The following is a 24,928-nucleotide window of genomic DNA, read 5'->3' on the forward strand; positions in this document are numbered from 1 at the left end:
CTGTATTCATAATGAAAAAGCTGCCCCTGACTTTCGCGGCTAAACTGGACCATACATTGTGGCTTCAACGTAATTAGCGTCGTAAGTTCAGTCGGTTTGATCCGGGAAGTGTTATGGAATGGCTCAGCGTTATTATGGTACTTATTGCCGGTGCCATGTTGCCGATTCAGGCGGGTGTGAATGCCCAGCTGGCCCGTGCCAGTGGCCATGTAATCTGGGCTTCAGGGTTCTCTTTCTGTGTCGGCACTGTTGCACTTCTGGTCATATTCACCATGCTGCGCTATCCCTGGCCAGCGTTAGGCCAACTGAGAGAAACGCCCGCTGTCGCTTGGACCGGCGGTTTAATGGGTGCGTTTTTCGTGACGTGCATGGCATGCTTTGCGCCAAAATTAGGTGCGACTACTTTGCTGGCGGTTGTCATCGCCGGACAGATTGGTATGTCCCTGACGTTGGACAATTTTGGCCTGGCCGGTTATACCCAGCACGCGATTACCTGGCAAAGAGTTTTTGGCGTTCTGCTGATGTTATCAGGGGTATTTCTGATAAAAAAATATTGAGATTGCCTTTCTTTTCAGGATTAGTACAAAGCAGTGTAAACAGGTCTTACTCTTAAAATTCTATATGACAGTGGACAATTAATTATGAGTCCGGGTCCTTACACCCGTTGACTCGTTTCCACGGTCCTGAGCCTGAGGCTGCTGCAACGCTCAAAAACGAATCTATTAGCGCAGGTCGGTTTACGAAGGGGCTGCCCCCGAACGAGTATAGAGGGTTTTGCAACACGCTCTCATCTGTGGGAAGGCAGACTTGTTTCTCTACCGGTATTGCTATCGAGGCATAATCTCTGCAGTATACATTTCACGCTAGGCCCTCAGGGCCTGAAAACGTGGGAATGTGGAAAAATGAAAAAACGCTGGGGCTATCAGAAATAGACTATGAGTAAAATCATATTTACGCCTTTTTTGTTTATGCTGGGGGCAGCACTGGCCAGTGCCCTGTTTATTTTATTGGAAAATGTGGGCTTCACCTTAGATCTCTATTCTATTTTATTTTTTATTGCTTTTCCGATCGTAGTGATTCCCGCACAGGTTAATTATTTCCCACTGATAATTACGCTACCTTTAATTGCCACCATTTTTATCGCATTTTCTGTTGTTTTTCTGGGTTATAGAAACTATAAAAAAATATGGGGAAAGGCTTTGATTATTTCAGGTGGTAGTCTGTGGGTTTTTTGCGGACTTATTGGAAGCTATCTTTCGTTATAAAAAATTCATATGTCCAATAAATAATAGATCTAACTATTTTTTTGATTTCTTTTCGGACCTTCTCTCCTTAATTCGACTCCTTTGGGGGGTAGGTTTTTCCTTTTGAATTCAGGAGGGATTCAATTATTAATCTATGATCTTGGTTTAACGCTAGTTGATATGGGGATTAAAAAGCAATGGCCGAAGTTTATTCGGGCTGCTCATATCGTAAATACACAAGTATCGATAAACGCTATTTTTGTACTATAAAGCTGAAGTTATCAATTTAAATGATTCATTTCATTGTCAGTTTTGAATAATAGGGTAGTATGTTATGAGAACCCTATTGTTATAAAATATTATTTGGTTACGGAGAAACGAATGAAACCATTTTTTGGTTTGGCGAGTTTATTGCTTTTGAGTACAGTGACCCTTTCTGACGAACGCATCGTTGATACATTTACAGAAGATTTTGGCGGACCAAAGCCGGGGTTTCGATACAAAGTAAAGGATTTGAGTATTGAAGGGGAAGGTAATGTGTTTTATGCCGAACCGGGTAGCCAGGTGTATGTAGAAATGGATGTGCTGCACGATTGCACCTCCTGCGGAAATGCAATTAACCAGATTATCGTCGGGCTGTCATCCGATCATAAAGCACAGGTTTCTGTTTGGAATGGTAAGCAAAGAAGTGGTGGCGGGGTAAAGGTCGTTAATTCTGGAACCAGTGTTGAATGTCTGGCAGAAGATAACGATGGCGAAGCAGAGTGGGTAACGGTTGGATTCCAGTTAACAGTACCGGATCAGCTTGGAGATTATTATATCAGAACCCGTTACTCTCAAGCGTATACGGGGAATCTTCTTACTGAGGACGGTCGTCAAATAAAGCAGAGAGCCTTTGAAGAACCACTGAAGTGGTGGAAGGTTGATCGTCCATCCGGGCCAGGTGAACAGTCAAATATCGGTAAAATTATCGTTGAGTCTGACACACCATTGCCCTGGTAAAGCCACTGAGAGCGGCGTTGAACGACTTGAACATGGAAACATCATTCCAAGCCCAGCCTGGCTAAATTAGAAAGCTCTTAGATATTCCTGACAGCTCTGAAGTCAGCTCTACAGGTTTAGAAAATTTGATTGGTATAAAGCCCTCTACTACTCTGACTGGAATCTTTATTTTATTTATAAGGCCTGTCCAAATATATCCTGAACCTTTGCGTGGACTGCATTAAGCCTTTGCTGATTCTCTGCTGCTAATGTTATTTCATAGAATCCACTGTATCCCGAAGGCATTCTATATTGGCCATTAGTATTCAGCAGGGAGGGTTTTCCGTTGTGCATTACCAATGAAATGGCATGCGCACCACTTCTGTCACGCCTTTCGATCGCCAGCGTTGCAGCTACCTGGTTATCAGCGCAGTACCTGGTAAATCGCTTCAGCTTTTCCATATTTTCCGGCGTTAAAGGGTGTAAATGCCGGAGCTTAACTCTGGTGGCAAAGTCAGTATAATTTTTGAAAATATTAAACGGCAGACCACCACTGGTATCATTAATACAGTGCAGACCACGTGAACCAAGTCTGTTATTTCTGACTTGTTGTATGCTGTGACTCAGCCTTTTAGCGTTAAAATGCAGGATTTTATGGCCCTGGTTAACTTCCGCAATAGTTTCATAAACCGTATCCTCCATCCTTGTTGCCCTTTTTTCTTTCGGAAACCTGATATTAACAACCCTCGGCTCTCTAATATCTCTAGTCACTGACCCCGCTAATGCAGCATTGCCCCAGGGCACACTGTTGAGGGAATTGATACAGGCAATTAAATAACAGTTACCTGTCCTGGTTTGATGCAGGTGATCTCCCTCTCGGAGCGGTTTATTTTCAAAGCAGTCAACACAATGGGTACCGGGACTCAGACTCATAAACTCGTCTAATACGACGAGATCATCAGTATCATTCATGCCTTGCCCCCTTCTCTGATCATGTCGATCTGCATTAGCATGCATATCTATCTTCAAAGTAATAAAGGCATCAATAAGCTCATTGCGACCATTTTCTCTGGTTCTCATTCTTGTCAGTTCATGATGAATTCTGGAGTCATAAGTGTTCATCAACTGATAATATTCATGATTTAGCCTTCCCTGTTCATGAGAGAGCCGTCTGGTGATATCACTGATACTTTTCGACCTTAACTGGTTACTGATGCACTGCCGACTTTGTGGTACAAAATCTTGATGGTTAACCAGAATGTGGAGAAGAAAAGCCAGGTTTTCATTGTTCAAAGGTCGGTTTTGCCTTGCGATGGATACCTGGTTAGCAAGCGCCCAATTAATTCTCGCAAGTGCTTCTATAGAAACGCCATTATTTAAAATGGTCCATCGATCAACAATGCGGCTGGCTGTTACTTTTTTATCCCTGTTACTGTTCTCTACACCAACGAGGCGAAACAGCTCAGTCATGCGCGTCTCATCCAGCCCTTTAATGATGTCAGCTACTTTGTTACGAGCACAATCAAATTTTCTGTACTGAAATATCAGGTTTTCAATGTAACGACATTCATCATCTACGCTGTCCTCCAGCTTAAGCTCTGTTCTGATGCCTTCGATTTTTCCCATCAACTCAAAACAGCGATCAAAAGCCTCATCGGATAGCTCGCTTGCATCTGAAATACGTTTCGTTATTTCATATTCAACTACTTTAAGAGTTTTCACCATAGCCGGTGCTTTAAGTCTTAATGCTGCTTTGATTTCCAAATCCCATTTAGCCAGATCATCCATTTCCGGGGACAGAGCATCAGCCGTACTATCAGAACCGCCCACTGCACCAGGCTCTGACTCTGCTCTCTGTGGTATTTCCTGATCGTCTCTCACGACGCTTATTGGTCTTTTCCTCAAGGCTGACGCTGCTTCGATATGCCTTTCTTGCCCACCTGAACCGCCAGGTTGACAGAGTGGCCTGACTCTATTCGCCTTGTTTACTTGTCGAGAATCCGCCTTAGCTTCACAAAGTAAATTCTCAGGGTTTTTTTTGATGAATTCCAACGTTTCTGGTGATGCGGTCTGTATGGCTACAGCAGAATATATGACGGGAAAAGGCATAGTATTTATCTTCCTTAATATAACGTTCGTTGAATAACGCAATCATTTTTCGGTGTGTAACCGCTTTATATTGAATCACTGAGAAATGAAATAAATGAGAGATAATCGCCAGGCAACGGGGTTATCAATACCTAATAGACCGAACTTCAATGGAAATGTTCCTTATTCTATAATTTTATAAATATTAAGATAACTATGTTCAGTTGTAATGTTATGCGTTTGGAATGATTAGGCGTGCTTTTAATAAGTCTGTGTGCACAGTTATTCCTAGGGCAGGGGGCTGGCGGTGAATCTTGCGTAAATTCAAAATGAAAGTACTGCATCCAGCATTACTATTCCCTGTGCAGGGCAGCGGCTGGATATTGTTTTTTGATGATTATTCCCATCAAAAGGCATTAAGACACCCGGTCACAGAGAAAATCCTTACTCACGCTACCATGCCCCGCCTATCGATTATCTCTCAACTCTCCCATTACAACTGGCACGGGGTATACCGACGAAAATCAGCCGGAAAATATGACGCAAAGCAATATTAAGAAATATGGTTCGTTGGTACTATTTATGACTTATGAAATTACTCACCAAGTGTCGTGCAAGAGAGTGTCCCCTGACTGTTCCTGAAAATGTCTGGAGGGGCGGTAGTGTGGGTTTCAGGCAGAGGTAATGCCAGGGGCTTGCCTTCGCTCTTTCGCAAAGCAAATCACTTTCAAAATTACATGCTTAGGTAGTTAACCTGCCTGATGGTATTGCCCGGTGAGTTCATTGTTGCCCAATACCCAATATCAGGGCGGAACGTGCTCATACTCTGTTAACTGGACAAGTCTGGCTTATCTAAATCAACACTGTAACCTGGAAAATCAGTTGTATTTTATGCTTAGTTCAATGAAGAGATTTATTGTTTTACTTTTATCATTTTTAATCATTTCATGTTCAGATGATGAAGGTAATAATGATGAGCAGGTAGTTCCTAAACCCACTATTACTGAACTCAGGAAAGAAGGAAACCTTATTCCTGGTGAATTAATTACTGCAAGTGCAAGCTGTAAAAATTGCGATCCAGAAAAAACAACGTTTACCTGGATTGTTGATAGAAATGATAACAATACGTTTGGTGATACCGTAGAAAGAGATGAGATTGAGGTCAGCGACCATTATTCAAATGGAGCAACCTATCTTTTTCAAAGTGATGACTTTGGAAAAAAACTAAAATTGATGGCCAAAGCGTATTCACCGACGGGTGAAAGCAGCGAAGAGTATGTGGTTGCTCTTAGAGTTTCTGCAATCAATATTCAGAACAATATCTCTTCTGTATCAGCATTGAAAAATGATGGGCGTGTTGTTTCATGGGGGAATGATCGTTTTGGTGGTGATCAGAATACTGGTAGTGGTGGTGATCTATCCAGTGACGTTCTTAAAGTTATACCCAATAATTCATCATTTGCCGCGTTGAAAGACGATGGAAGTGTTGTGGCCTGGGGTGCTAAGTATTTTGGTGGTGATACCTTTATTGGTAGCAGTGGGGATCTTTCTTCCGGCGTGGTCGACATCATACCATCCCATATGGGCGCTTATGCTGCCATTAAAGAGGATGGGAGTATTGTTGCCTGGGGAAATTCGTCATTCGGGGGCGACGTTAACCATGGCAGTGGTGGTGATTTAAGTTCCGGTGTTCAGCGTGTTGTTTCCAATGGTTCAGCGTTTGCAGCGATCAAAGCTAGCGGTGAAGTGGTTAGCTGGGGGGCCTACAATGAAGGAGGTGATGTCCGTCAAGGAAGTGGCGGTGATTTAACCTCTGGTGTTATCAGTATTACTCCAAACGAATCTGCATTTGCAGCACTGAAAAAACATGGTGAAGTGATTGCCTGGGGAGATTCGCTTCAGGGTGGGGATGTGTATCTTTACGGAAGTGGTGGTGACCTGTCCTCCGGGGTTTTGGCCATATACGCTAATCCCTACTCATTTGCTGCATTAAAAAATAATGGCAGTGTTATTGCCTGGGGGAACCCTGCATTTGGAGGTGACACGAATGCAGGCAGTGGTGGTGATGTAACCGCTGATGTTGCGGATATATATACGACTGATTATGCCTATGCGGCATTAAAAAAGAACGGCAGTGTTGTTACCTGGGGGCATCAGGCATATGGCGGTGATCATCGATGGGGAAGTGGTGGAGACGTAAGCTCGGAAGTTATTAAAATTGTGTCATCAACCAAAGCATTTGCGGCCCTGAAAAAAGATGGATCGGTCGTCGCTTGGGGAGATTGGGAATATGGCGGTGATGTACATTTCGGCTCAGGAGGTAGCCTGGTGGATGTTATCGATATTAAAGCAACAGAACGAGCATTTGCCGCGTTAAAAAGGGATGGCAGTGTGGTGGCTTGGGGGGCAGAAGCGTTCGGTGGTCGCATCAATGCCAGTGACGTTGATGTAACGGCAGAGGTTGTCGAACTTTTTGCCAATCAGAGCGCATTTGTAGCTTTGAAAAAAAATGGAACCGCAGTGGCCTGGGGTGATCCTGCTCATGGTGGCAATATTGAGCATGGCAGTGGTGGCACGCTCACCAACATAAGAGAGATTTATCCATCGGAGCATGTATTTACAGCGTTAACACAGGATGGGCAGATTTTTACCTGGGGTGATTTAATTCATGGTGGAGATAGCAGCCCTGTTAAAAATGAACTGACCCCCGTTGACGTCATTATTGAAAGTTCGCTTGAGTAAAGCGCCACATCCAGCGGGCAGAAAAATAAAAGATTTTCCGGGGCTTCGCCCCCCGAAACTGGGGGGTAGGCTTTTCAATTATAATTCAAGTACGATCCAAGACCTAAAGGGATGGTCTTGAATCTTGCATGTGTGAGCAACGAAAGATCTGAATCGAGCCACATTGCACCAGAAAAGTATGACACGAAACGCAGGTGTAAAAGCTTATGGACGTTATGCTTATCTTTCTAACATTACTCTTAATGCCAGTTGGTATTTTCCATCTTAATGCCGAAGCTGCTGAGCTTTTCAGGGTTATGGAAGAGAGTCATTATGGAGTGTGGGTGAGTTTAGGTTCACCTAAAAGGCTCCTTGGTATAGTCAATGGAGCAAAAGAGCCGGCTTTCAGCTTTGTATACGAGAAGGGGTACGAAAGCCTGGATGACTCAAAAATTAGTAAACTGTGCCACAGCATTGACATTACTTCTAAAGTATTTGTTTTAGTATTTGCAGTATCGTTCATATTAGCCAGCATCTGGAGTGGCATTTTATAAGTAGCAGCATTCGGACTTAGCAAAATCTGTCGCCTTTTTTACTGGCACAAAAATCCGACAGTGTCACAGTGTCGTTGCGCTGGGCATTAGCTGCTTGAAATCATCAAGTAAAATAATAATAGAGAGATTATATCGGTGGAATTAGAAAGCATCGTACCTTGGGGGCGTACTCTTCAAGAGTATGAGTCAATGTTTTGTCTAGATGAAAGAGATATTAAAAAGAGAATCCTTGGTTGTGGCGATGGTCCAGCCAGTTTTAATGCTGAGCTTTCAAATCTAGGAGGAGATGCCGTATCCGTTGATCCGATCTATCAATTTTCAAGAGATCAGATCGCTGGTCGCATTGAATATGTTCGCCCAAAAATAATGCAGCAAGTAAGAAAGAACAGCGGTGATTATCTCTGGAACAGTATTTCATCTCCAGAAGAGTTAGAGTTAATGCGAATGACTGCTATGAGGAAGTTCTTGTCAGATTATGATGAAGGAAAGATCTCAAACAGGTACATTGATGCTTCTCTCCCTGAACTTCCATTTCAAGATAAGGAGTTTGATCTCGCTTTGTGTTCGCACTTTTTATTTCTTTATAGTGAGCATTTTTCAGAACCCATGCACCTGAAGTCCATCATTGAGCTGCTCAGGGTTGCAAAAGAAATTCGTATTTACCCATTAATATCATTAGATAATTCGCCGTCAATACATTTACCACAAGTGCTCAGCAGCTTGAAAGAACTGGATGTGAAGGTAGAGTTGAGAGCTGTTGGGTATGAATTTCAAAAGGGGGCAGATCACATGTTGGTAGCAACCGCTGGCTAACAAAAATGTCCAGTTCGTTCCAAAGTTTCCCCATTTTATAGTCGGAATTAGGGGGCGTTATCAATGGGTTGAATGGCCAGTTGATAATGCCCCTGGAGAGTACTTTATGGCTATGCCATAAATACATCTTGATTGTGCCAAGTGCCATCATCATGTGATGTACATCAGTCACCTGGGGGCTATTTTCATAGCTTATTGAGGATAAAGAGGTACCTGTTAACAGGGTTCTTGGCTGGTGTCATGCTTGTGATATCTTTAAACCCATAGAATCGTTTGACTCTGATGAAAGCCTTAAACAAATTAATTCAGTAAGGAAGGAATTTAAGCTCTCGAATCGAGTAGGATATTGAGCGTTTTTAGCCGCTGAAGTCCTCGTCGGGTCCAGGGCTTCATGATTTTTCCCTGCGACGTCACATAATATTCTTCCCCCCTTGTTTATGGCTTTGTAGGTGTTTATGCTTCCCATTTCTGAATCGATCATAACAATTACTAAGGTTGGTCATGCGCTATAAACTAGCAGGCATCTTATCATTCAGCATCGCTTTTTGCGCGCAAGCTGATACGCTATCCAAATCGGCACTCGAACGTTGCATAAACCTTAAGGAAGAGATTAAAGAATCGAATGAGTATTTAGAACGATTAGATGCTTCCATTGACGAGAAAGAGCGTGAATTTGAAGAGATATACTCTTCTTTGAATTGGGCAGAAACGAATGTGAATAGTGCCATCGCGACCTGTGAAAACTATGATCAAGCCTGTGGGCGAGCCAATTTGCTGATCGATGAATATAACGCAATGGTTCGCAAGAAAAATCAGATAGCCTCCCGACATGAGTACTATATTGAGCGCCAACATCGCGAAGTGAATATTGTCAATGAAGCCAATGATCAGTTTAATCAAGCCTGTACAGGTCAATCGTTTTATCAGAAAGATTTAAATGCACTGTGTTCCGACGTTTTTGACTGGAACTGGGTTTTTTGCAAAGCCAATAAATAAGATGATTGATAGTTTTTACCTTGGACAGAATAAATTAAACAGCTATTTATTTAATTTTAATGACTTACTCATACTGCAATAGTGGGGCGTGAATCAGGTGTATTGATCTCGCATATTTTTTGGACACAGATGACAGGTAGTCTGTTCATTTTCCTATGGCTGTCATCAAAGTCGTATGTATTCACTGTGATACCACAGAAGGTGTTGTGACAAAAGGTAAAATAAATGGGAAGGTGCCACCTATCGAACTGAAGAGAAAAATCATGCGAGAAAGGAGCGTCGCCCTTGTCTGGTAATTAATATATTTGACGAGTTTGTTTATTTCTCATTTGATTGGGAAGAAATGAAAATACTAGACATTGCTGTATCAGTCCCGATGGAAGGAGATAGCTTTAATACGGATAGCATGAACATTCGTTATTATATTTCATCTTCTGAATTAACCGTTGAGAAATTAGCAAAGGCTACCAGAGAATATTGCAGTTAATTTTTATTAACAATACAAAAACGTTTAAGGCAGGCCTTAAACCTAGGCAAAAGATGGCATCAATGAGTACCCGCTAGCGCTCTGAGATATTGGTAGGCTGCGGAGCTTCATAATCTTGCCATGTATTTACAAGTAAACTTAGAACAGGTCTTTAATGATGACTGCATGCAAGGTTCAAGACATGGCTCCGGTTCTTCACTTTTAAAAGGTCTTTTATGTTTCAGTGTCCCCACTGCAAAAATAAGGGAATAGGTATTTGGGCCAAGCTCTGGTGTGGCTCGGATGCGCCTGCTCAATGTAAGTACTGTGGTGAGTTGAGCTTTGTCCACTCCAGGTATCGCTTTGGGCTTCAGTCGGCGAGGCCATTGATTGTTTCATGGCTGACTATTGGATTGTGCATTTATTTATTTTTCGTCAGTCACCCTATGTATGTGTTACTGGCAGTGCCATTTATCTGGCTTGCGGGTCGCTTTTGGGCGCTTGCCCTTCTTCCATTGCAGCCTATTACTCAGCAACAATCAGTAGCCTGTCGTCAATTTGGCAACGGGTTTATTGTTGTGGTGGCGATATTAGTTATTACAGGAATCACCATTGCCAGCCTTTGAGTTATTCAGGCAGTGGATATAAAAAGCGTTGACCATTTCCCATGTTCCTCCGTAGGAGAGCCAGTTTGATTATTTACTGGCATTGCTATCGCGGCATAATCTCTATCCCATGCAGCACCCTAAGTGTCTGAAAGTGTGAGAATGAGTAAAAACGGATATTAAGGCGATCGATGTTTTTCAAAAAGAAAGTGAAATATAAGCTCTACCTGGGCCAGATAGAGGTAGTTGAACGACGTGACCTCAAGCGCTTTCTAGATCAGAGCGGTTATTGGGGGGGCGGAAAATTGAATGAGCAGCTCTATCACCGGTTGCTCGATATTTTTGACTTGCCATTGGCAAAGAGCCTGAGTGTGGTATCTGAACAGGATCTGGCGATTGATATAGCCATTCCCGGGTTTCAGGGGGGCGCTGCTTTTATCGGTTCACTGGATGCCACGGTATTTCCCGTATTCTGGAGACCCAAAGTTCAGGTTAATGCAAAGATCTATACCATTGAAACCGGTCAAACCCTTCATCAGGTCGAGGTCGTGTCCAAAATGGCCTGGAAAACCTACCTTCAGGGAATAATATCTCCGAGAGCCCTACTGGGTTTATTTCCTCCATTTGGTATCAAAGATCTGGAGCCGCTCCTTTTTGAGAGCTGTTATAAAGCCGTGACTAGGCTCCGAGCGAAATATTAACCGTAGCAGAGATAAATATAGACTTTCACCTAAAGGAAGTGATCAAGGTTTCCGCAGTGAACTGTTGAAATAAGAAGCTGGGGGCAGGTCTTGAATCGTGTATGAATTCAAAATGGAAAAACTGTCCGCAGTCTTGCAGGATAATGGTAGCTGATTTAAGTAGAGCTGCTATCAACAAGTTAATTGCATACCGCGATTCCTCCCCCGCATTACAACTCCAGCGGCAGTGCCGCTCATTCTGGTGTTATTGTTAATGATGAAAAAAACACTCTTTATTCTCATTGTCGTGATTGTTTTTTCTGGTTGGATGACTCAGGTTGATGACGATCTGAGCGAAGAAGCTGTCAGCCTTCTTGAACGGATAGACCCTGATGCCACGAGCGAGGCCTATTTTTACCTTTATGGAATATTTGCCAGAGATGGTGAAAATCCGGCCGAGGTTGGGAAAAGCCTGTTTGCCGAATATCAAACATCCGTATCGGACGACTCATATCACGTTGACGGTTATCCCAAAACAAAAAAACTACCGTTGCCTGAGGGCGCCGCATTTTGCCAGTTACAGGAAGCGGGCTGCCTGGAATACCTGTTTTCACACGCGGTTAATGTTGAGCGCCTGTTGAGTGAGCACCGTGTATTACTGTCCCGCTCCCAGGCCTTCCTTGAGTTCGATGAGTATAAAACCCTGGCGAAACCAAGTCCTGAAGAACCCCTGCCTCCCTATCGATATATCACCGCTGCGGAGCGTATCAAGGTACTTGATGCGATATCAGCCTATAACCGTGGTAATGCCCGCAAAGCGATTGATTCCCTGATGCTGCAGTTCACGACATTAAGGAAGGCGCAGGCATTACAGGATAACATCACAGGGAAGATAACCTTTCTCATGTCGCTTTCAGACATCATTGATGTGACCAGTGTCATTTTATCCAGGGAGGGACTTGAGGCCGACAGGATTCCCGGTTTTACGCCATCAGAAAAAAGTTTCGATACGGCCATCGTAAGAGAATTCAAAGCACATTACGATCTGTTCAAAGGAGTGGATAAACACCCGGAATTCTTTCGAACCGGTGGTAACGTTCCCGGCTGGTATACGCGAATATTTTTTAAGCCCAATATGACAATAAATGCCATAACGTCCATGCACTACCGAACTGAACGTTTAGCGAAGTTATCACCATCGGCTTTTGCCAGTGAGATCGAAACCTTGGGCTTCGTTCCGCCCTCGACTTCAACGCTTAGAAATCATATTGGTAATGTGTTAATCAACGTATTATCTGGGTCTGGGTACGATAAATATGTGGCTCGTTTTCATGACGTGGACGCAAAGCTGGCGCTGTTTAACCAGCGCCATCACTTAACACTGGAGCCGGGTGACATGAAAAATCCCTATTATGGTGATGAAGTACCCAGAGAAAACGATGGAAGCTACTGCTTCAGTGGCCCGTTAAACGATGAAAGCGCTCTGCGGTGCCTGAGGGTGAACATATAACCAGCCTGTCAGTCAGGAATATCATTTGGGTAGCGCGCAGTAAGGCCTTCACCGGTTAGACAAGAGGAGCAAAGTCATGCATCCTCGTCAGAAAATAGAGACAGTAAGGACACCCAGTGGCAAGAGTTGAAGTGGGCAAAGGCCGAAGCCAGATCGACAACACGGTATCGGGATTAAGCATCACCATTCCGTCAAAGAAAAACTATTTTCTGATTTTATTCCTGGCCTTCTGGCTGATGGGATGGGCCTTTGGTGAGGTGATGGTATTAATGTCACTCTTTAGTCCTGAGAATAATGCGCCCAGGCTATTCCTGTTTGCCTGGCTGGGAGGGTGGACGGTCGGTGGAGCCTTTGCCATTTATGCCTTGCTCTGGAATATCAAGGGGCAAGAGATTATCAATATCTCAGGCATTGAACTGCAATATATTCGCCGTCTTCCGATTTTTCAAAGATCAAAAGAGTTCGATCTTTCATCGGTGACCAACCTGAGGGTGAAAGTGGAGGAAAGTTCCATGTTTGGGAACTACCGGGGTATGGAACCCTGGGGAATATCCGGCGGATCAATAGTCTTTGATTACGGCTACAGTACCCATAAATTCGGCATAAAGCTTGATGAGGCTGAGGCGAAGCATATTGTCAGCACCATCAGGCAGCGGTTTAAAAGCCTTTGATAAGATCAGTCAGCTGATAATACCCATTCTCAGGGTAGGACATTAGGGCCTGTTCTTATGGGTTAAAGATCGAACCACAGAGATCACAAAGAGCACGAAGAAGCGCTTTTTTTCCTTTGTGCTCTTTGTGGTTAAAAAAAGCCCCCGGCAAGGCCAGGTTCCCGGAGTATATAAATGGACCTGAGACAAGTAGTGACTTTACTGGCATTGTCAACAGAGTCTGATTCCCTTCCCGCTAGCGCCATTTAGCTTTATTCACTCGTCCGGTCTGAGTCGATATTGGACGTACTGCTGGTGGCTCCGACGCGGTGAAAAAAACGTCAAGCCTTTTCATATCTTCTTTAACTTCCGGTGCTAACATTGCCTCCTTTACCCGTGTTCTGAAGAGTTCCAGAGCCGTTTGGCTGTGACTGTTTGGCTGGTCAAAATCGGTGCCGTGCTGCCGTAATATTGAAGTCATCTGCTTTAGCTCATTTATCTCCATGAAGGCGATGTGACTTCTCTGGATGTTGCATATCCGCTTTTCAGTATATGTCGAATAGGTTGTTTCCAGTTTTTTCAATTTCATGATCGCTGCTTCCACCAGGCAGTGCACGGGTGTTGAGTTATCGTAAGTCAGTAGATTTGGGTCTGTGTGAAATTTACCGGGAGAAAACAGAGCCGATAGCGTTTCAATGGAGCCGGGCAGGGAAAACTTCATGCAGGCAACATGAATCGGGTAGCATTCCAGATTGCCAGGTCGCAGTGGTTTATTTGGATTGGCTTCATGTTTTAACAGAAACTTGATCATCTCATGTTGTTTTTTGACTGCGGCTAACTGCACAGGCGTATAAATCATGACCGGTTCAGTGGTTAGCCCACTGAATATGTCCTCTGTAAGGAATTCTGCGGGCATATTGATGTCAACCCCAGCCTTGATGAGTAGGTTTAAGTTATGGAATATAGCGTCTTTCCTAGCCTCCTGATCTTGCTCTGATAACGTGCTTGAAGATAAATCCGCTACTTTATGGACTGCATACAGCCCAATACTGGTGTTTAGTCTCTCCCCACTAATGGTGCATGGGCAGTGAGCATTAAAATCGCAGTCTTTTTCGATCATGCTGTTCACGTGGTGCTTTTGCAGCTTCACCGTGTGGTTGAAAACATCCAAAAGAGGTGTTATTTCCTTGCGTGGTATGAGGGCGTTGATATTTTCGGCCGTCAATTTTTCCATCGCTTTATCTATCCATCCAAGCCCGAGCATAATGGAGTACCGTGAAAGTTCCTCCAGAGGGTGGGTGGATATGGTCGGTGTTGGGGCAACCGCTGGTAATGTGCTGACCGTCGTACCCACATCATTTTGATGGGATTGAGGTTTCTTTTTTTTGTGCGCTTCGCCGGAGAGGGCTGAATCGGGTGTGGGTAAAGGTTTTTCATGAGGTGAGGATACCGGGTTGGATGCTTTCGCTTGTACTGGTCCAGTGCCCTGTTCTGTGAAAAGAGGTGCAAATTTCTTCAGAGCATCCTGTTTAAGCTGCTCGCTGGTTATCTTGCGATTGGTCAGGTGTGTGAAGTACGCTTTAGCAGTTTGGCCGGATTTATTTTTCTTGCCGACATTCAGGTGATGCGCCCTGAGCATCTCAGTTATCCGTGACAGGTTTCTGAAATCTTGATCAAGCCATTGTGGCTCTACCTGGATGCCGTCTTTTTCCCAGTCCTGTAACCTCATGACCTCTGTTTTCGCTAAAACATGCAGGGGAGTTGAGGCATCCATAGTGATGACGCTCAAATCTGTCCGTGGGATGTCGGACTCCTTTACCGGAGAAACGGCCTGGGGGGACAGGAGTATTTGAAATATTAACTCAGTTGATTCGTTTATTGCCATGCTGGCAATATGCGCAGGAGCGTATTGTCGGCTTCCGATGTTCAGTACTGTATTAGGGTCAGCACCGAATGATCTCAGAGTCCTGGCAAAAGGGATTAGCTGCCTTGACAGGGCAAACTGGAAAGGTGTCATGTTCATGACCTTTGGGGTCTTTGCCGGAAAGTTCTCTCCTCGAAGGCATTGACCGGGTTGATCAATTCCTGTCCGGTCTGTGGAGAGTAGGTTGAAGAAGCTCTCCTCAATATTAGCCATTTTTTCCTGGAGATCTTTTCGTTCAGTTTCTGATGCGAACATCTTCCTTTCCAGTAACTCGTCATAACGGTGCATTGCGTACAGTAAAGGGGTGGTATTCAGCGGGGTTTTGTCAACCGTTACGGTGGCTGGCTGATTCGGGTTGCAACCGTTATTAGCCAGTTCTGTGAAATGGCGGGATTGAGCTTTCACGTCACCATCTAATAGATCAAAAAACTGAGTCCTGGCACTGTCTGAGTTGGGAGCGTTGCTATTATCAGCAGGAAGTTGCTGAGTGGTTCCGTCTAAACTGCCCTTTCTTAAGTTAAGGCACTTTTGTTCATGGTTGACGTCAGGTGCCTTTGACGCGCGTTTTTTAGCAGCCGGTTTTGTTTCTAATTCCCTGATTTCTCTGAGTGCCGCATCAATTTCATCTTCCGGTGGTTTTTGCTTCTTTTTTCTGTCCTTTTTTCGAGGGACTGATAAGTTTTGTTTGGGTTCAGGCTTCCGGGAAGATTCCTTTGCGACTTCATGGACGGCAGGCTCAGTGAGAGCATCACTGGTAACGGGTGTGTTCACAGTCGCCTCTGCCTGCTGCTGTTCTGGATTCGGTCGGCTGTGCGTTATCCCTCCGCTGCCCGGACGGGTGGGGGCATCTTCCTGTAAAGCTGTTAAGGCGCCGGTTGATGGCGGCTCATCAATATGAGTTGCTTCCAATAGGATTGCCGGCTCCGCTTCATGGGCTGGTTGATGGTTATCGAGTAAAGACTTAATTAATGATTCAAATAATCGATATTCACTAGCCGTAAAGTCCAATAGTTCACCATTTTCCTGCATAAACATTAATATCGACAGTCGTCTATCAACCGGCAAACGATCATTATCGTGAACGGTGCAGGCGAATTGATACATTGGGCGAATGAATTTCCTGTTTTCGCGGCTGGGTAATAAAATCTTGAACTCATCCAATAGCAAAAGAAGCGGAACCAGCCATTCAGTTTCTTCAAGTGTAATGATGGTTGATTGCCTTATGATTTCATTCAGTATTTCAGTTAAACGCAAAGGCAGGTGCCTTGATAATAGCGCTTCTTCCTCTTGAGATGGATTTTCAGCGCAATCAATGTTGATAAATTTTAAAAGGTCGTTTTTGCAGTCCATGTAAATGCTCTTAAGAGCTTCAGGCAATTGCTCAAAAAAATGGTATTCGAACATACCCAGAGTTTTAACGTCGATATAATATTCTCTGAGCCTACCAGCCAATTTCTGAGCCGGGCTTAAAGCCTCTTTTGTCGTTTTTGAATGCTCTTGAGTTGTTATTGATGATCTTTCTGTCAGGCTGGATCCCATCTGTTTTTCATTGTCTACTGGTTGAGGAGAGAATGCCTGTTCAACATTAAAAGTGCCTGCACTTCTTAGAAAGGCCCTTGCTGTTTTTCCTTCTCCCATGGATATCGTTGAACCTTCTGCCTGGAAGATTTGCTGCGTGGGATTGGTTACCAATGAATTTGATGGGTCTGCCATTGAGTACTTCCTGATAACGGTCAGTTTTATGCAGTAGACCCTCTAATGCCTGTTTGGTTGCATAGGTTATTTACAGAATACACTGACAATAGACACTGGAGCCTCCAGTTCCGAGCACCTTATCTCTAGTTTGGTATCAGAAAGATAGAGAGTCTGCGAGCAAGTGACTTTCAAGAAATACAGTTCATGAAAGTCATTAATTCACTGTTGTTCTGCTAAAAAAGTACTCAGTTTTTTGCTGTATGGGCCAGTTTTACTGGCTTTCAGATACACGTAACCTTCCGTTCGGATCATTTGGTCCAGTCTAACCATGTTTGCCTGATCGAATAAACAGCTCACATAGCTATGGCTAAGCTCCCGCCATTGTAGTGGGCACAGCACCTGTCCAATTAGCCAGAAATATTCGACTACATAATGAGTAGGTACTTAAGAATATCTTTTATCCGTAAACAAATTAATTAAGCTTATGAAGGGTATAAAATGTTCCATTATGCGCTTCTCCTGTCTGCCTGAGAATTGAGTATATTTTTTCTTAATTAAGTCCAACTTAATAAGGTACAATTAATGGATGTATTGTGCGTCAAGTCTGTGTTACCACTTTTAAAAAATAGCCAAGCGTCAGACCCACTAAATCCGGACTTATTTTCTTCTAGTAGAGAAGTGAAATACTCTGAATCCATAGGAGCAAGCGTCAAAACCTCACAACAATACCAACCTCAATCTACCCTGGTAGATTCAACCCTTGACTCAAGATCTATTACTGGATTGCCAACGGAAAGTTCATCCCGCGGAGCTGAAGAATTCACCCGGACACATGAAATTACTATTACCGACTTAGGAAAAACATTAGATATAGAGGCGGTATGGGACGAGATTGATTATTATCTGGAAAGCGTGATTAAAGTATCACCTGAACACTTGGAAAAAACAAAAGAGTACTTACAAAGACTGGAGATTAATGAGTTTCAATATTTTGAGGATCTGGTTGATCACCTGGTTGACATTTTAAATGATAGAGAAAAAACGGAGTACCCGTTAATTGATGACGTAAAACAAGATGACCATCATGCCACACAAAATAAAACAGGCGGCAAACTATGGCGCTTCGGTAAATACATGACCGCAGTATTGGCAGTAGATGCCGGATTAAAATACCTGGTTACACAAAGAGGAGCAGACGCGGCATCTATTCGCAATAATGGAACATCCCTTTCCCAGCCTGAGAATTTAACGCTTTCTTATCGGTTCATTTCTGACTCTGGTTTTAGTCATGTCATTACCAAACCTGATAGCGCTCCAACGCCGGTTTTACCGGATATCTGTTTAACCCAGGGCCCATCCAGTGGCAGAACCACCGAACTGGTTGAAGGAGAACCCGTTTGCATACCGGACGGTGATGATCTTAGTTATTTTTACATTGGTGAATCTGACAAACAGAAAAGCATTGCTATCAGTACTGGTCATGGTCGTGGAGATTTAAGTGTGTTTGTCGGCAGTGGCCAATGGCCCGACCTTTCTGCAGAACCTGCTTCCAGTCATCCAAATAATACGGAATGTGTTGTTCTTGAAAAACCGGAGCAACACTGGACTACGATTGCCGTTAAAGGTCATAAAGACAAAGCATCACTGGCTGTTGATTTTAATACAGATGCATGCCGGCTTCCTGTTAGGAGAGGGTTTACTCATGAAACTCATGTGCGCACCAACGGGTATCCATACAAGTCCGCACATCTGCTGGTTTATAAACTCAATTTTTCTGATGCCCAGCTCGACTGGCCAAATCTGGAAGAGGATCTCCAGAGTGTAAAAGAATATTACAAACGTCAATCCTACGATAACTTTGATGTGTCCTGGGAAATGGTAGAAGTGAATCTCGGTGAGTCGATCGAAAAATACAATAATGGAACGTGGACTGAATGGATAAACCGGTGTTCTGAAGTAGTAAAAAAAACAGGCGTTAACCCTGGTAAACCCGGCAGAAACAATCTCGTTCTGCTGGTGTCACCTCCCGTGAAAGATTACAACTCAAGCGGTGGCCGTTCATATATGCATATATATGATAAACACAATAGCGCCGAAGTTATTGCTCATGAAGTTTCTCATGCCATGGGGCTCAGGCATGCTAAAGCGCTTGAGGCTGGCACTGAAGTTATTAAAGATATGCCGGATAATGATAGATGGTACAACTGTCATAAACTGAAAACACAGAGCAGCGACTGTGTTGAAAAACGTAATCAATACTTCCAGGAATATGGCAACGTATACAGTTTGATGGGGAAGGCTCACGGGCGTAACAGGCTTGGTGAAATGAATTTGCTGTACAAAAGTTTTTTTGGGTGGGTAGATTTAGACACTGACGTACCGATGGCCTCCACTTCAGGTAGGTATCGTATCTATGCCTTTGATCATGCAGACAAATCCAATGGCCCTATTGGATTACGTTTACAATCGGGTAACGGAAAGTATACCTACTGGCTGGAGTATCGAACAACGGAACCCTATTCAGAGAATGCAAAGCAGGGGGTTCTTATTAATCTTGAGGGTTACGCTGAACATGAAACGGAGCCTGAGTATTGGAGAACCACTTCTTATTTGCTGGATATGACGCCTGAATCAGGAAAACCATCATCACCATACTGGAAAGAAAATGATTACGCTGACTCAGCGTTGACCATTGGGGAGATTTACACCGACAAGTGGGGAGGATTTAGAATCAGACCCAACCGAGTGGGGGGTACTGAGGATACGGCAAATGCCTGGATTGAAGTGGAAGTGGTCACGCGTAAAGCCAGGCCAGCTCGTCAAGAGGAGAAGACAAACAGGCCAACGTCCAGACCCCGAAAAATCTCAAGTTCAACAACGACGAATCCAGTGACTGCAAGCCTGTCAACGTTAAATTCTGACAGTACCGTTTTATCCGTTACCAAACGTGCGCCTCTGACCAGTACTTCGGAGATTCCACAAAACTCCGTTGCAGTCCCCCATAATGTTGCTGTTGTATATTTAAAAGATCAAATGAAATCGCCACGATTTGATAGCAATACACTTCAAGAACGGGTTACTCTCCAGGTAGACAGCCTGATCAGAAGCAATAGCTATAACAGGGAAGGATTTGGAAAGGTTGAAAAGTTCGGCTGGCTTGATATTGACAGCGAAGCGTGGAATACCGCCTTAAGGTCGCGACGCTGGACGGATTTAGCGCCCGTTGTTCAGGCAAAACAAATGGGGGCATTAAATCTCGATAACTACGATTATGTTCTCACTGTCTGGGATGACACAGAGGGTAATGTTTCACCCAGAGGGACAGCTGATCCAAATAAACACGATGTTGTTATTGATGGTACGACTTATACAGATAAATCAACAATAGACGTATTCCTGAAACCGAACAGCCTTGAAAATCATTGCTTTTACAAACAACAAAATTACAGAAAACCGGAACTTTGTTATACCAATCCAGCTGGAGAAAACCTCAAAGAGTTTGAAGGTGTTATATTCCATGAATTTCTCCATACAAAAAAACTGGCACACCACAGTGTTACTGAATACTGCGATGACGTTTTACTCGGAAAGTGTTCAAGTGGTGCCTACAATATGTTCGACGCACTGTCTTCAGCACGATTTTTTGGCAATAGCCTGAATGCACATGATAAACACCGGATCAACTGGCTCACTGATGATGATATTGTCACTTTGGCACCCGGCTCAGGTCACCATGAAGTGACGCTTCATCATTTGAACAGTGACGTTAATGGCAAAAAAGCGGTAAAAATTGATTATCAGGCATTTTCAGGCTTTGATATCTGGCTGGAATTCAGGCAGCCAACCGAGCTTGACTACGGCTTATATAATGAGGCTTTTGACAAGGTAACCCATGGGTTGCTTATCTATAAAGACAATCAACTCTTGGATGCGACACCCGAGACAAGAGCTATTGATTTTGTTGATCAACGTGATGTCAGTATTACCGAAAGTTTCGACTTCGAACCTTTAGGGCTCAATATAAACATTCTTGACGTTGACTCAAGTGCCAAAACCATCCATTTTCGTGTGAATCTACATAAGCCTCAGCCGGTTCGAAATCCTCCTTTGCCCAAGGCATCTCGCTGCAACAGGAGATGGGATTGCAATGTTTTAAGCGGTACATCATTCACCACAAAATATCGGGCGAAACTTACTGATATTGGTTACGGCGCTCAGTTTAATAAGCCCTGGGAGTATACGCTTATTGGCCTGCCTGCAGGCATTACCTGGAGTGATAACGGTGTTAAACGTCAATATTCATCAAACCCCAGCATGTATTCAGCCTCTCCCCATACCTATATCACTTTATCTGTCGATGCCAGTGTTAAGCCGGGTACATACCCTTATACGATGCGTTTTCTCAATCCTGATGATCACTCAAAATACAAAGACCTCAGCCAAGTGATTACTGTCGTTGATTAACAGCCTGTTAACAGAGCTTAAAACAAAAGTATAAAACAGTGATCTTGAAAACCAGTGTCATGCCTTCCATTTTGCACCACCTGACACCAACCCCATCAAACTCCCCAAAAACACAGCAAACCTTACTCTCTTCACCACCTCATCCGGGAATACCTGGGGTCATATAGAGGCTGCACCCGTTTGTGACTGTTACCAGACAAAGTTGGATTTAGCCATCTCTCCGTTATCCACCAGGATATCCTGTGCGGTCATGCTGCGATTGACGATGGCCATAAAGTAAACCCATTCCGCAATTTCTTCTGAACTGGCCCATTTAGGCAGCAGCGTTTCATTCATAATGGCCTGCCATTTTTCAGGGTCGTCCATAACGGGCTTGTTCAGCTCGGTGAGAACACCCCCGGGGGAAATACTGTTACAGGTGGCGCCGTATTGGGCTATCTGCAGTGCTGTCCATTTGGTGTAAGCGACGACGCCGCCTTTAGAGGCAACATACTCAGGAAATTCGGCACCCGAATGAGCACTGGCCGAGGCCACATTCACAATCGACTGAATCTCTGGCTGCAACCCGTACAATTTGGTGCAGTTCATCACCCCGCCTAAATTGATGGCGATATCCTGCGCGGTGTTTTGTACCCCGGCATTGTTGATGAGATGAGTCACGCCCTCTATGGCGGGGAGCGAGTCAGGGTTGGCAACATCAGCCAGTACATGGCTATAGCGTGCGTTGCCAAGTTTGCTTGGGTTCACATCGATACCTACCACCGTGATGCGCTCATCTTCCAGAAAGCGCTGACAAACGGCCAGACCAATACCGGCACTGGCTCCAGTGATGACTGCTTTCATGTACGCTCCCATATCTCTCTGACCTTGATTTTTCTGCACAGGTACACGGCAGGTGTATCGCACAGGCTTGTCACCACGAAGATACCATAGCTGGTGATGATGATGCTGAGCAGGTCCGCCACCGGGAACGTCCCATAAAATGCGCCAAAGGTGAACAGAACTGCATTTAATAACTGTGAAATCATGGTGGACGCATTGTTTCGCAGCCACAGGTATTTCTCAGTAAACCCTGTCCAGTGCCAGATTTTGTGGTACAGCCACACATCAAAGCGTTGTGCGATGGCATAAACCACCAGTCCGGTCATCATCAAGCGGGGTGTATTGCTGAAAATCGCCTGAATAGACGGCATGGCAAAATCCAGCTCATTGGGGACGAAATACAGCCAGCTCTGAGAAATGGCAATAAACAGGGCTGAAGTGAAAATCCCCACGTTCACCGCATAGTCGGACCATTTCTTACCACCCACTTCGCTGAGAATATCGGTCACCAGGAAGGTCGTGGCAAACATGATATTCCCCAGGGTCATCTCCATACCGAAGGCATTGATTTGCACCAGTACTTCGATATTGGCGGCCACGATGGCCAGCACGGTATAACACAATAGTCCTACTTTACCGAAGAGCCGGTAAGTTAAAATGACCATGCCATAAAATAAGAAAAGCTGGCCAATCAATAATAATTCGTTCAAGTGTACTCTCTGATCTAAACGGTTTTTTATGGTGCTGCGGGTAGCGATTAACGGATGTTTGAGGGCTTTTTTCAATACCAACATATACCTGCGGCCTTTGGTGTTGTCTCACCATTGGCTTTACCCGCTCACTTGAAATACTGAGCTCAGCCCTTTAATCCTGTGTTCGTGAAAAATAAGAAGCCGGACATGGATACGGGAGGCCGTTATTATGACTGCTGTTTCTAAGTCCCTGCTATGCTGTCGAACTGAATAGGAACTCTGCGTCAAAACTCCTCGCCATAGTTATGGCGAAGACTCATTACTTCACCTGTATGTCCTTCAGGGCATTGCCTTTCTGTCCTGCTCAGCGGGTTTATGTCGTTTCACAGGTATTTAAATGATTTACTTACTGGTTATGACTAAGCATCCAACCCTATGAAATCATATTTTCTGACCATTGGACGGCCGCTCTCGGCAATTGCCCGATGCTCCAGAAATATTCGATTCCATATGGCCGGATACTTATGAGGTTATTTTCGTCTCCCGAAAGCTTTTAGCCCTGAGAAAAGACTGAATACTTTGGATTTTCTTCCTTCCCCAGATGTTTTGCTCTCAGCGTTCGGCGGTGTGGCATTACTGCTAGCAGCTGACGCCATTAGCACCTGGTTAGCCTGGGTGTTTTTAGGCCTGACATCAAGTTTTTTAGGCGACGCAGTTGAGGTTTGGGCTGAATACTGAGGATGAGAGCTTAAAGACGGTTGCCCTGGCGTTCGATTGGAGGGTTCAGTTCCTGTTGGTCTGGGATTCTGCTGAGCCTGATTAAGGGGGGGAGCCAATAGCATAGGTGTTCCACCAAGAGATACAAAGCGATCTCTCATTTTCTGGGGGGCTTGGTGCATTGTCTGGTTAATGGTTCTGTCTGTTATTGCTTTTCTTGCTGAGTAATCAACGGACTGGATGTGTAATGAGCGTAGCTTCTTAGCATCCTGATAGGCTGTTCTTGTAAAACCGGTGCAGAAATTATATGAAACCGTTTGGCTTTTTTTACCTTCTTCAATTGCCAGAGGAATGGTCGCTTCAGGGCCTAAAATGACCTGTACCCCGTTGAGTGGTGACGGAGGAAAAGGCCTCCCATCAGGGTTGATGATCCAGATGTCCAGTGCTTTTTCAAAGTTATCATGCCCACATAAGACCAGTTGAGCTCTTGAGTTTTTGGGATTGAATCTCATGGTAACAGAGGATAAGCCTTGTTCAGCCTCAATAGTCTGAACGAGCTTAAACAGGTCTCTGTCACGAACGTCAAAATGATTGTCAGGATTCTGTTGTATTAGGCTGATGCTCGTACCAAAAAGGTGATTATTCATTGCAAAGCATTGAAAAGGAATATTGGCCAGAAGGGTGATGACACGCCTTATCACCGAACTTGAGACCATACGTTCGCCGAGAGTATTCTGTACAAGGAAATGAAGATTGTCTTCTTCCCAAGTTTTCGCTTTCTTCAGGGTATCTTCCAGCTCTTGTTGGGCAATAGAGTCTATTTGTGCCTTGAGCTCCTGAAGTTTGTCCGGTTTAACCAGCGCTGTTTCTATGCTCTGTTTAAACTCAATCGAGCAACTTGTTCTCCAGTATGGCGTTGTTTTGAGCTCTGTAAGTGCTGCATGCAATGCCTCAGAAGCCTTTTCAGGACGAGCCAAATATTGCCGGAGTAAAGAGGATTCGCACTTTGGTCTGCCTCTGAGCTCGAGGAATGCTTCAACGATCATCATGCCCACTCTATGGCTTGCATCTTGAAGCCTGGAGTAGACCTTTGAAGAAGCCTCATATCGGTCAACAATCACCGAAAATGCTTTAACCTGGGCTGAAACCTGTTCTGTTGTATATCCTTCAGGCAGAGAAAGTGATTTCTGTGTCCCCAGGGTTCTTATCACTCTCTCAGCACACTTGTAAAAATGAGCAAGTTGAGTATGGCTGTATGATGCTTGAGCATCGAATGTGCTGGTTTTTACCAATGCTCTCCGGAACT

At 44.3% G+C, this 24,928-nt stretch carries 17 protein-coding genes; 12 read left to right on the forward strand and 5 right to left on the reverse strand.

Annotated elements, in window-relative coordinates:
* The first annotated feature begins 113 nt into the window (after nt 1-113).
* The 3 genes from GV64_RS10770 to GV64_RS10780 all read left to right on the forward strand — a co-directional run bounded on the left by GV64_RS10770 (nt 114) and on the right by GV64_RS10780 (nt 2,246).
* Nucleotides 114-557, forward strand: coding sequence for a DMT family transporter (locus GV64_RS10770; RefSeq protein ID WP_020582832.1), 444 nt, complete (start codon nt 114-116; stop codon nt 555-557).
* A gap of 378 nt (nt 558-935) precedes the next feature.
* Nucleotides 936-1,265, forward strand: a complete 330-nt coding sequence (locus GV64_RS10775; protein ID WP_020582833.1) for a hypothetical protein — start codon at nt 936-938, stop codon at nt 1,263-1,265.
* A 360-nt stretch (nt 1,266-1,625) separates the two neighbouring features.
* Nucleotides 1,626-2,246, forward strand: a complete 621-nt coding sequence (locus GV64_RS10780) for a hypothetical protein (RefSeq protein WP_020582834.1) — start codon at nt 1,626-1,628, stop codon at nt 2,244-2,246.
* Nucleotides 2,247-2,420: 174 nt separating this feature from the next.
* Here GV64_RS10780 and GV64_RS10785 read toward each other — a convergent pair whose 3' ends face one another.
* The gene (locus tag GV64_RS10785) at nt 2,421-4,106 is read right to left on the reverse strand and encodes a hypothetical protein (RefSeq protein ID WP_152554020.1); all 1,686 of its coding nucleotides are present in this window, start codon (nt 4,104-4,106) and stop codon (nt 2,421-2,423) included.
* Nucleotides 4,107-5,216: 1,110 nt separating this feature from the next.
* Here GV64_RS10785 and GV64_RS10790 point away from each other — a divergent pair.
* From GV64_RS10790 to GV64_RS10825, 8 genes are all read left to right on the forward strand, one after another.
* On the forward strand, nt 5,217-7,055 hold the full coding sequence (locus GV64_RS10790) for an RCC1 domain-containing protein (RefSeq protein WP_020582836.1): 1,839 nt from the start codon (nt 5,217-5,219) through the stop codon (nt 7,053-7,055).
* 206 nt (nt 7,056-7,261) lie between these two features.
* Nucleotides 7,262-7,588: a hypothetical protein gene (locus GV64_RS10795; RefSeq protein WP_020582837.1), complete on the forward strand. Its 327-nt coding sequence runs from the start codon at nt 7,262-7,264 to the stop codon at nt 7,586-7,588.
* 135 nt (nt 7,589-7,723) lie between these two features.
* Nucleotides 7,724-8,401 carry a methyltransferase domain-containing protein gene (locus GV64_RS10800; RefSeq protein WP_026258293.1) on the forward strand — a complete coding sequence of 226 codons (678 nt, stop codon included), beginning with the start codon at nt 7,724-7,726 and terminating at the stop codon, nt 8,399-8,401.
* A 501-nt stretch (nt 8,402-8,902) separates the two neighbouring features.
* Entirely contained in the window at nt 8,903-9,397 is a 495-nt protein-coding gene (locus GV64_RS10805; RefSeq protein WP_020582839.1) for a hypothetical protein, read from the forward strand.
* Between the two features lie 702 nt (nt 9,398-10,099).
* A complete protein-coding gene (locus GV64_RS10810; protein WP_020582841.1) occupies nt 10,100-10,489 on the forward strand; it encodes a hypothetical protein in 390 nt (129 codons plus the stop codon).
* Between the two features lie 170 nt (nt 10,490-10,659).
* Nucleotides 10,660-11,169, forward strand: a complete 510-nt coding sequence (locus GV64_RS10815; RefSeq protein ID WP_020582842.1) for a hypothetical protein — start codon at nt 10,660-10,662, stop codon at nt 11,167-11,169.
* A gap of 253 nt (nt 11,170-11,422) precedes the next feature.
* Nucleotides 11,423-12,658: a hypothetical protein gene (locus GV64_RS10820; protein ID WP_020582843.1), complete on the forward strand. Its 1,236-nt coding sequence runs from the start codon at nt 11,423-11,425 to the stop codon at nt 12,656-12,658.
* 116 nt (nt 12,659-12,774) lie between these two features.
* Complete coding sequence (locus GV64_RS10825; RefSeq protein ID WP_020582844.1) at nt 12,775-13,329, forward strand: hypothetical protein; 555 nt, start codon at nt 12,775-12,777, stop codon at nt 13,327-13,329.
* Between the two features lie 235 nt (nt 13,330-13,564).
* On the opposite strand, the gene GV64_RS10830 is transcribed toward GV64_RS10825, so the two are convergent.
* On the reverse strand, nt 13,565-16,945 hold the full coding sequence (locus GV64_RS10830; protein WP_020582845.1) for an ankyrin repeat domain-containing protein: 3,381 nt from the start codon (nt 16,943-16,945) through the stop codon (nt 13,565-13,567).
* Nucleotides 16,946-17,605: 660 nt separating this feature from the next.
* Here GV64_RS10830 and GV64_RS23760 point away from each other — a divergent pair.
* The gene (locus tag GV64_RS23760) at nt 17,606-21,391 is read left to right on the forward strand and encodes a hypothetical protein (RefSeq protein ID WP_152554021.1); all 3,786 of its coding nucleotides are present in this window, start codon (nt 17,606-17,608) and stop codon (nt 21,389-21,391) included.
* Nucleotides 21,392-21,580: 189 nt separating this feature from the next.
* Here the strand turns inward: GV64_RS23760 and GV64_RS10840 are convergent, their stop codons facing one another.
* From GV64_RS10840 to GV64_RS10850, 3 genes are all read right to left on the reverse strand, one after another.
* On the reverse strand, nt 21,581-22,234 hold the full coding sequence (locus GV64_RS10840; protein ID WP_020582848.1) for an SDR family NAD(P)-dependent oxidoreductase: 654 nt from the start codon (nt 22,232-22,234) through the stop codon (nt 21,581-21,583).
* The gene (locus GV64_RS10845) at nt 22,231-23,007 is read right to left on the reverse strand and encodes a queuosine precursor transporter (protein WP_020582849.1); all 777 of its coding nucleotides are present in this window, start codon (nt 23,005-23,007) and stop codon (nt 22,231-22,233) included. The genes GV64_RS10840 and GV64_RS10845 overlap by 4 nt, the downstream gene beginning before the upstream one ends.
* A 428-nt stretch (nt 23,008-23,435) precedes the next feature.
* Nucleotides 23,436-24,833 (reverse strand): hypothetical protein, encoded by a 1,398-nt coding sequence (locus GV64_RS10850; protein ID WP_152554022.1) that lies wholly within the window; start codon nt 24,831-24,833, stop codon nt 23,436-23,438.
* Nucleotides 24,834-24,928 lie beyond the last annotated feature (95 nt).

It is taken from the genome of Endozoicomonas elysicola (assembly GCF_000710775.1).
Classification (GTDB): Bacteria; Pseudomonadota; Gammaproteobacteria; order Pseudomonadales; family Endozoicomonadaceae; genus Endozoicomonas; species Endozoicomonas elysicola.

What these genes read in the sequence shown, in the direction of transcription:
- GV64_RS10780 (WP_020582834.1), top strand. Translation starts at nt 1,626, where the DNA reads ATGAAACCATTTTTTGGTTTGGCGAGTTTATTGCTTTTGAGTACAGTG.
- GV64_RS10795 (WP_020582837.1), top strand. Translation starts at nt 7,262, where the DNA reads ATGGACGTTATGCTTATCTTTCTAACATTACTCTTAATGCCAGTTGGT.
- GV64_RS10830 (WP_020582845.1), bottom strand. Translation starts at nt 16,945, where the DNA reads ATGGCAGACCCATCAAATTCATTGGTAACCAATCCCACGCAGCAAATC.
- GV64_RS10815 (WP_020582842.1), top strand. Translation starts at nt 10,660, where the DNA reads ATGTTTTTCAAAAAGAAAGTGAAATATAAGCTCTACCTGGGCCAGATA.
- GV64_RS10790 (WP_020582836.1), top strand. Translation starts at nt 5,217, where the DNA reads ATGAAGAGATTTATTGTTTTACTTTTATCATTTTTAATCATTTCATGT.
- GV64_RS10840 (WP_020582848.1), bottom strand. Translation starts at nt 22,234, where the DNA reads ATGAAAGCAGTCATCACTGGAGCCAGTGCCGGTATTGGTCTGGCCGTT.
- GV64_RS10805 (WP_020582839.1), top strand. Translation starts at nt 8,903, where the DNA reads ATGCGCTATAAACTAGCAGGCATCTTATCATTCAGCATCGCTTTTTGC.
- GV64_RS10810 (WP_020582841.1), top strand. Translation starts at nt 10,100, where the DNA reads ATGTTTCAGTGTCCCCACTGCAAAAATAAGGGAATAGGTATTTGGGCC.
- GV64_RS10845 (WP_020582849.1), bottom strand. Translation starts at nt 23,007, where the DNA reads ATGTTGGTATTGAAAAAAGCCCTCAAACATCCGTTAATCGCTACCCGC.
- GV64_RS10775 (WP_020582833.1), top strand. Translation starts at nt 936, where the DNA reads ATGAGTAAAATCATATTTACGCCTTTTTTGTTTATGCTGGGGGCAGCA.
- GV64_RS10770 (WP_020582832.1), top strand. Translation starts at nt 114, where the DNA reads ATGGAATGGCTCAGCGTTATTATGGTACTTATTGCCGGTGCCATGTTG.
- GV64_RS10820 (WP_020582843.1), top strand. Translation starts at nt 11,423, where the DNA reads ATGATGAAAAAAACACTCTTTATTCTCATTGTCGTGATTGTTTTTTCT.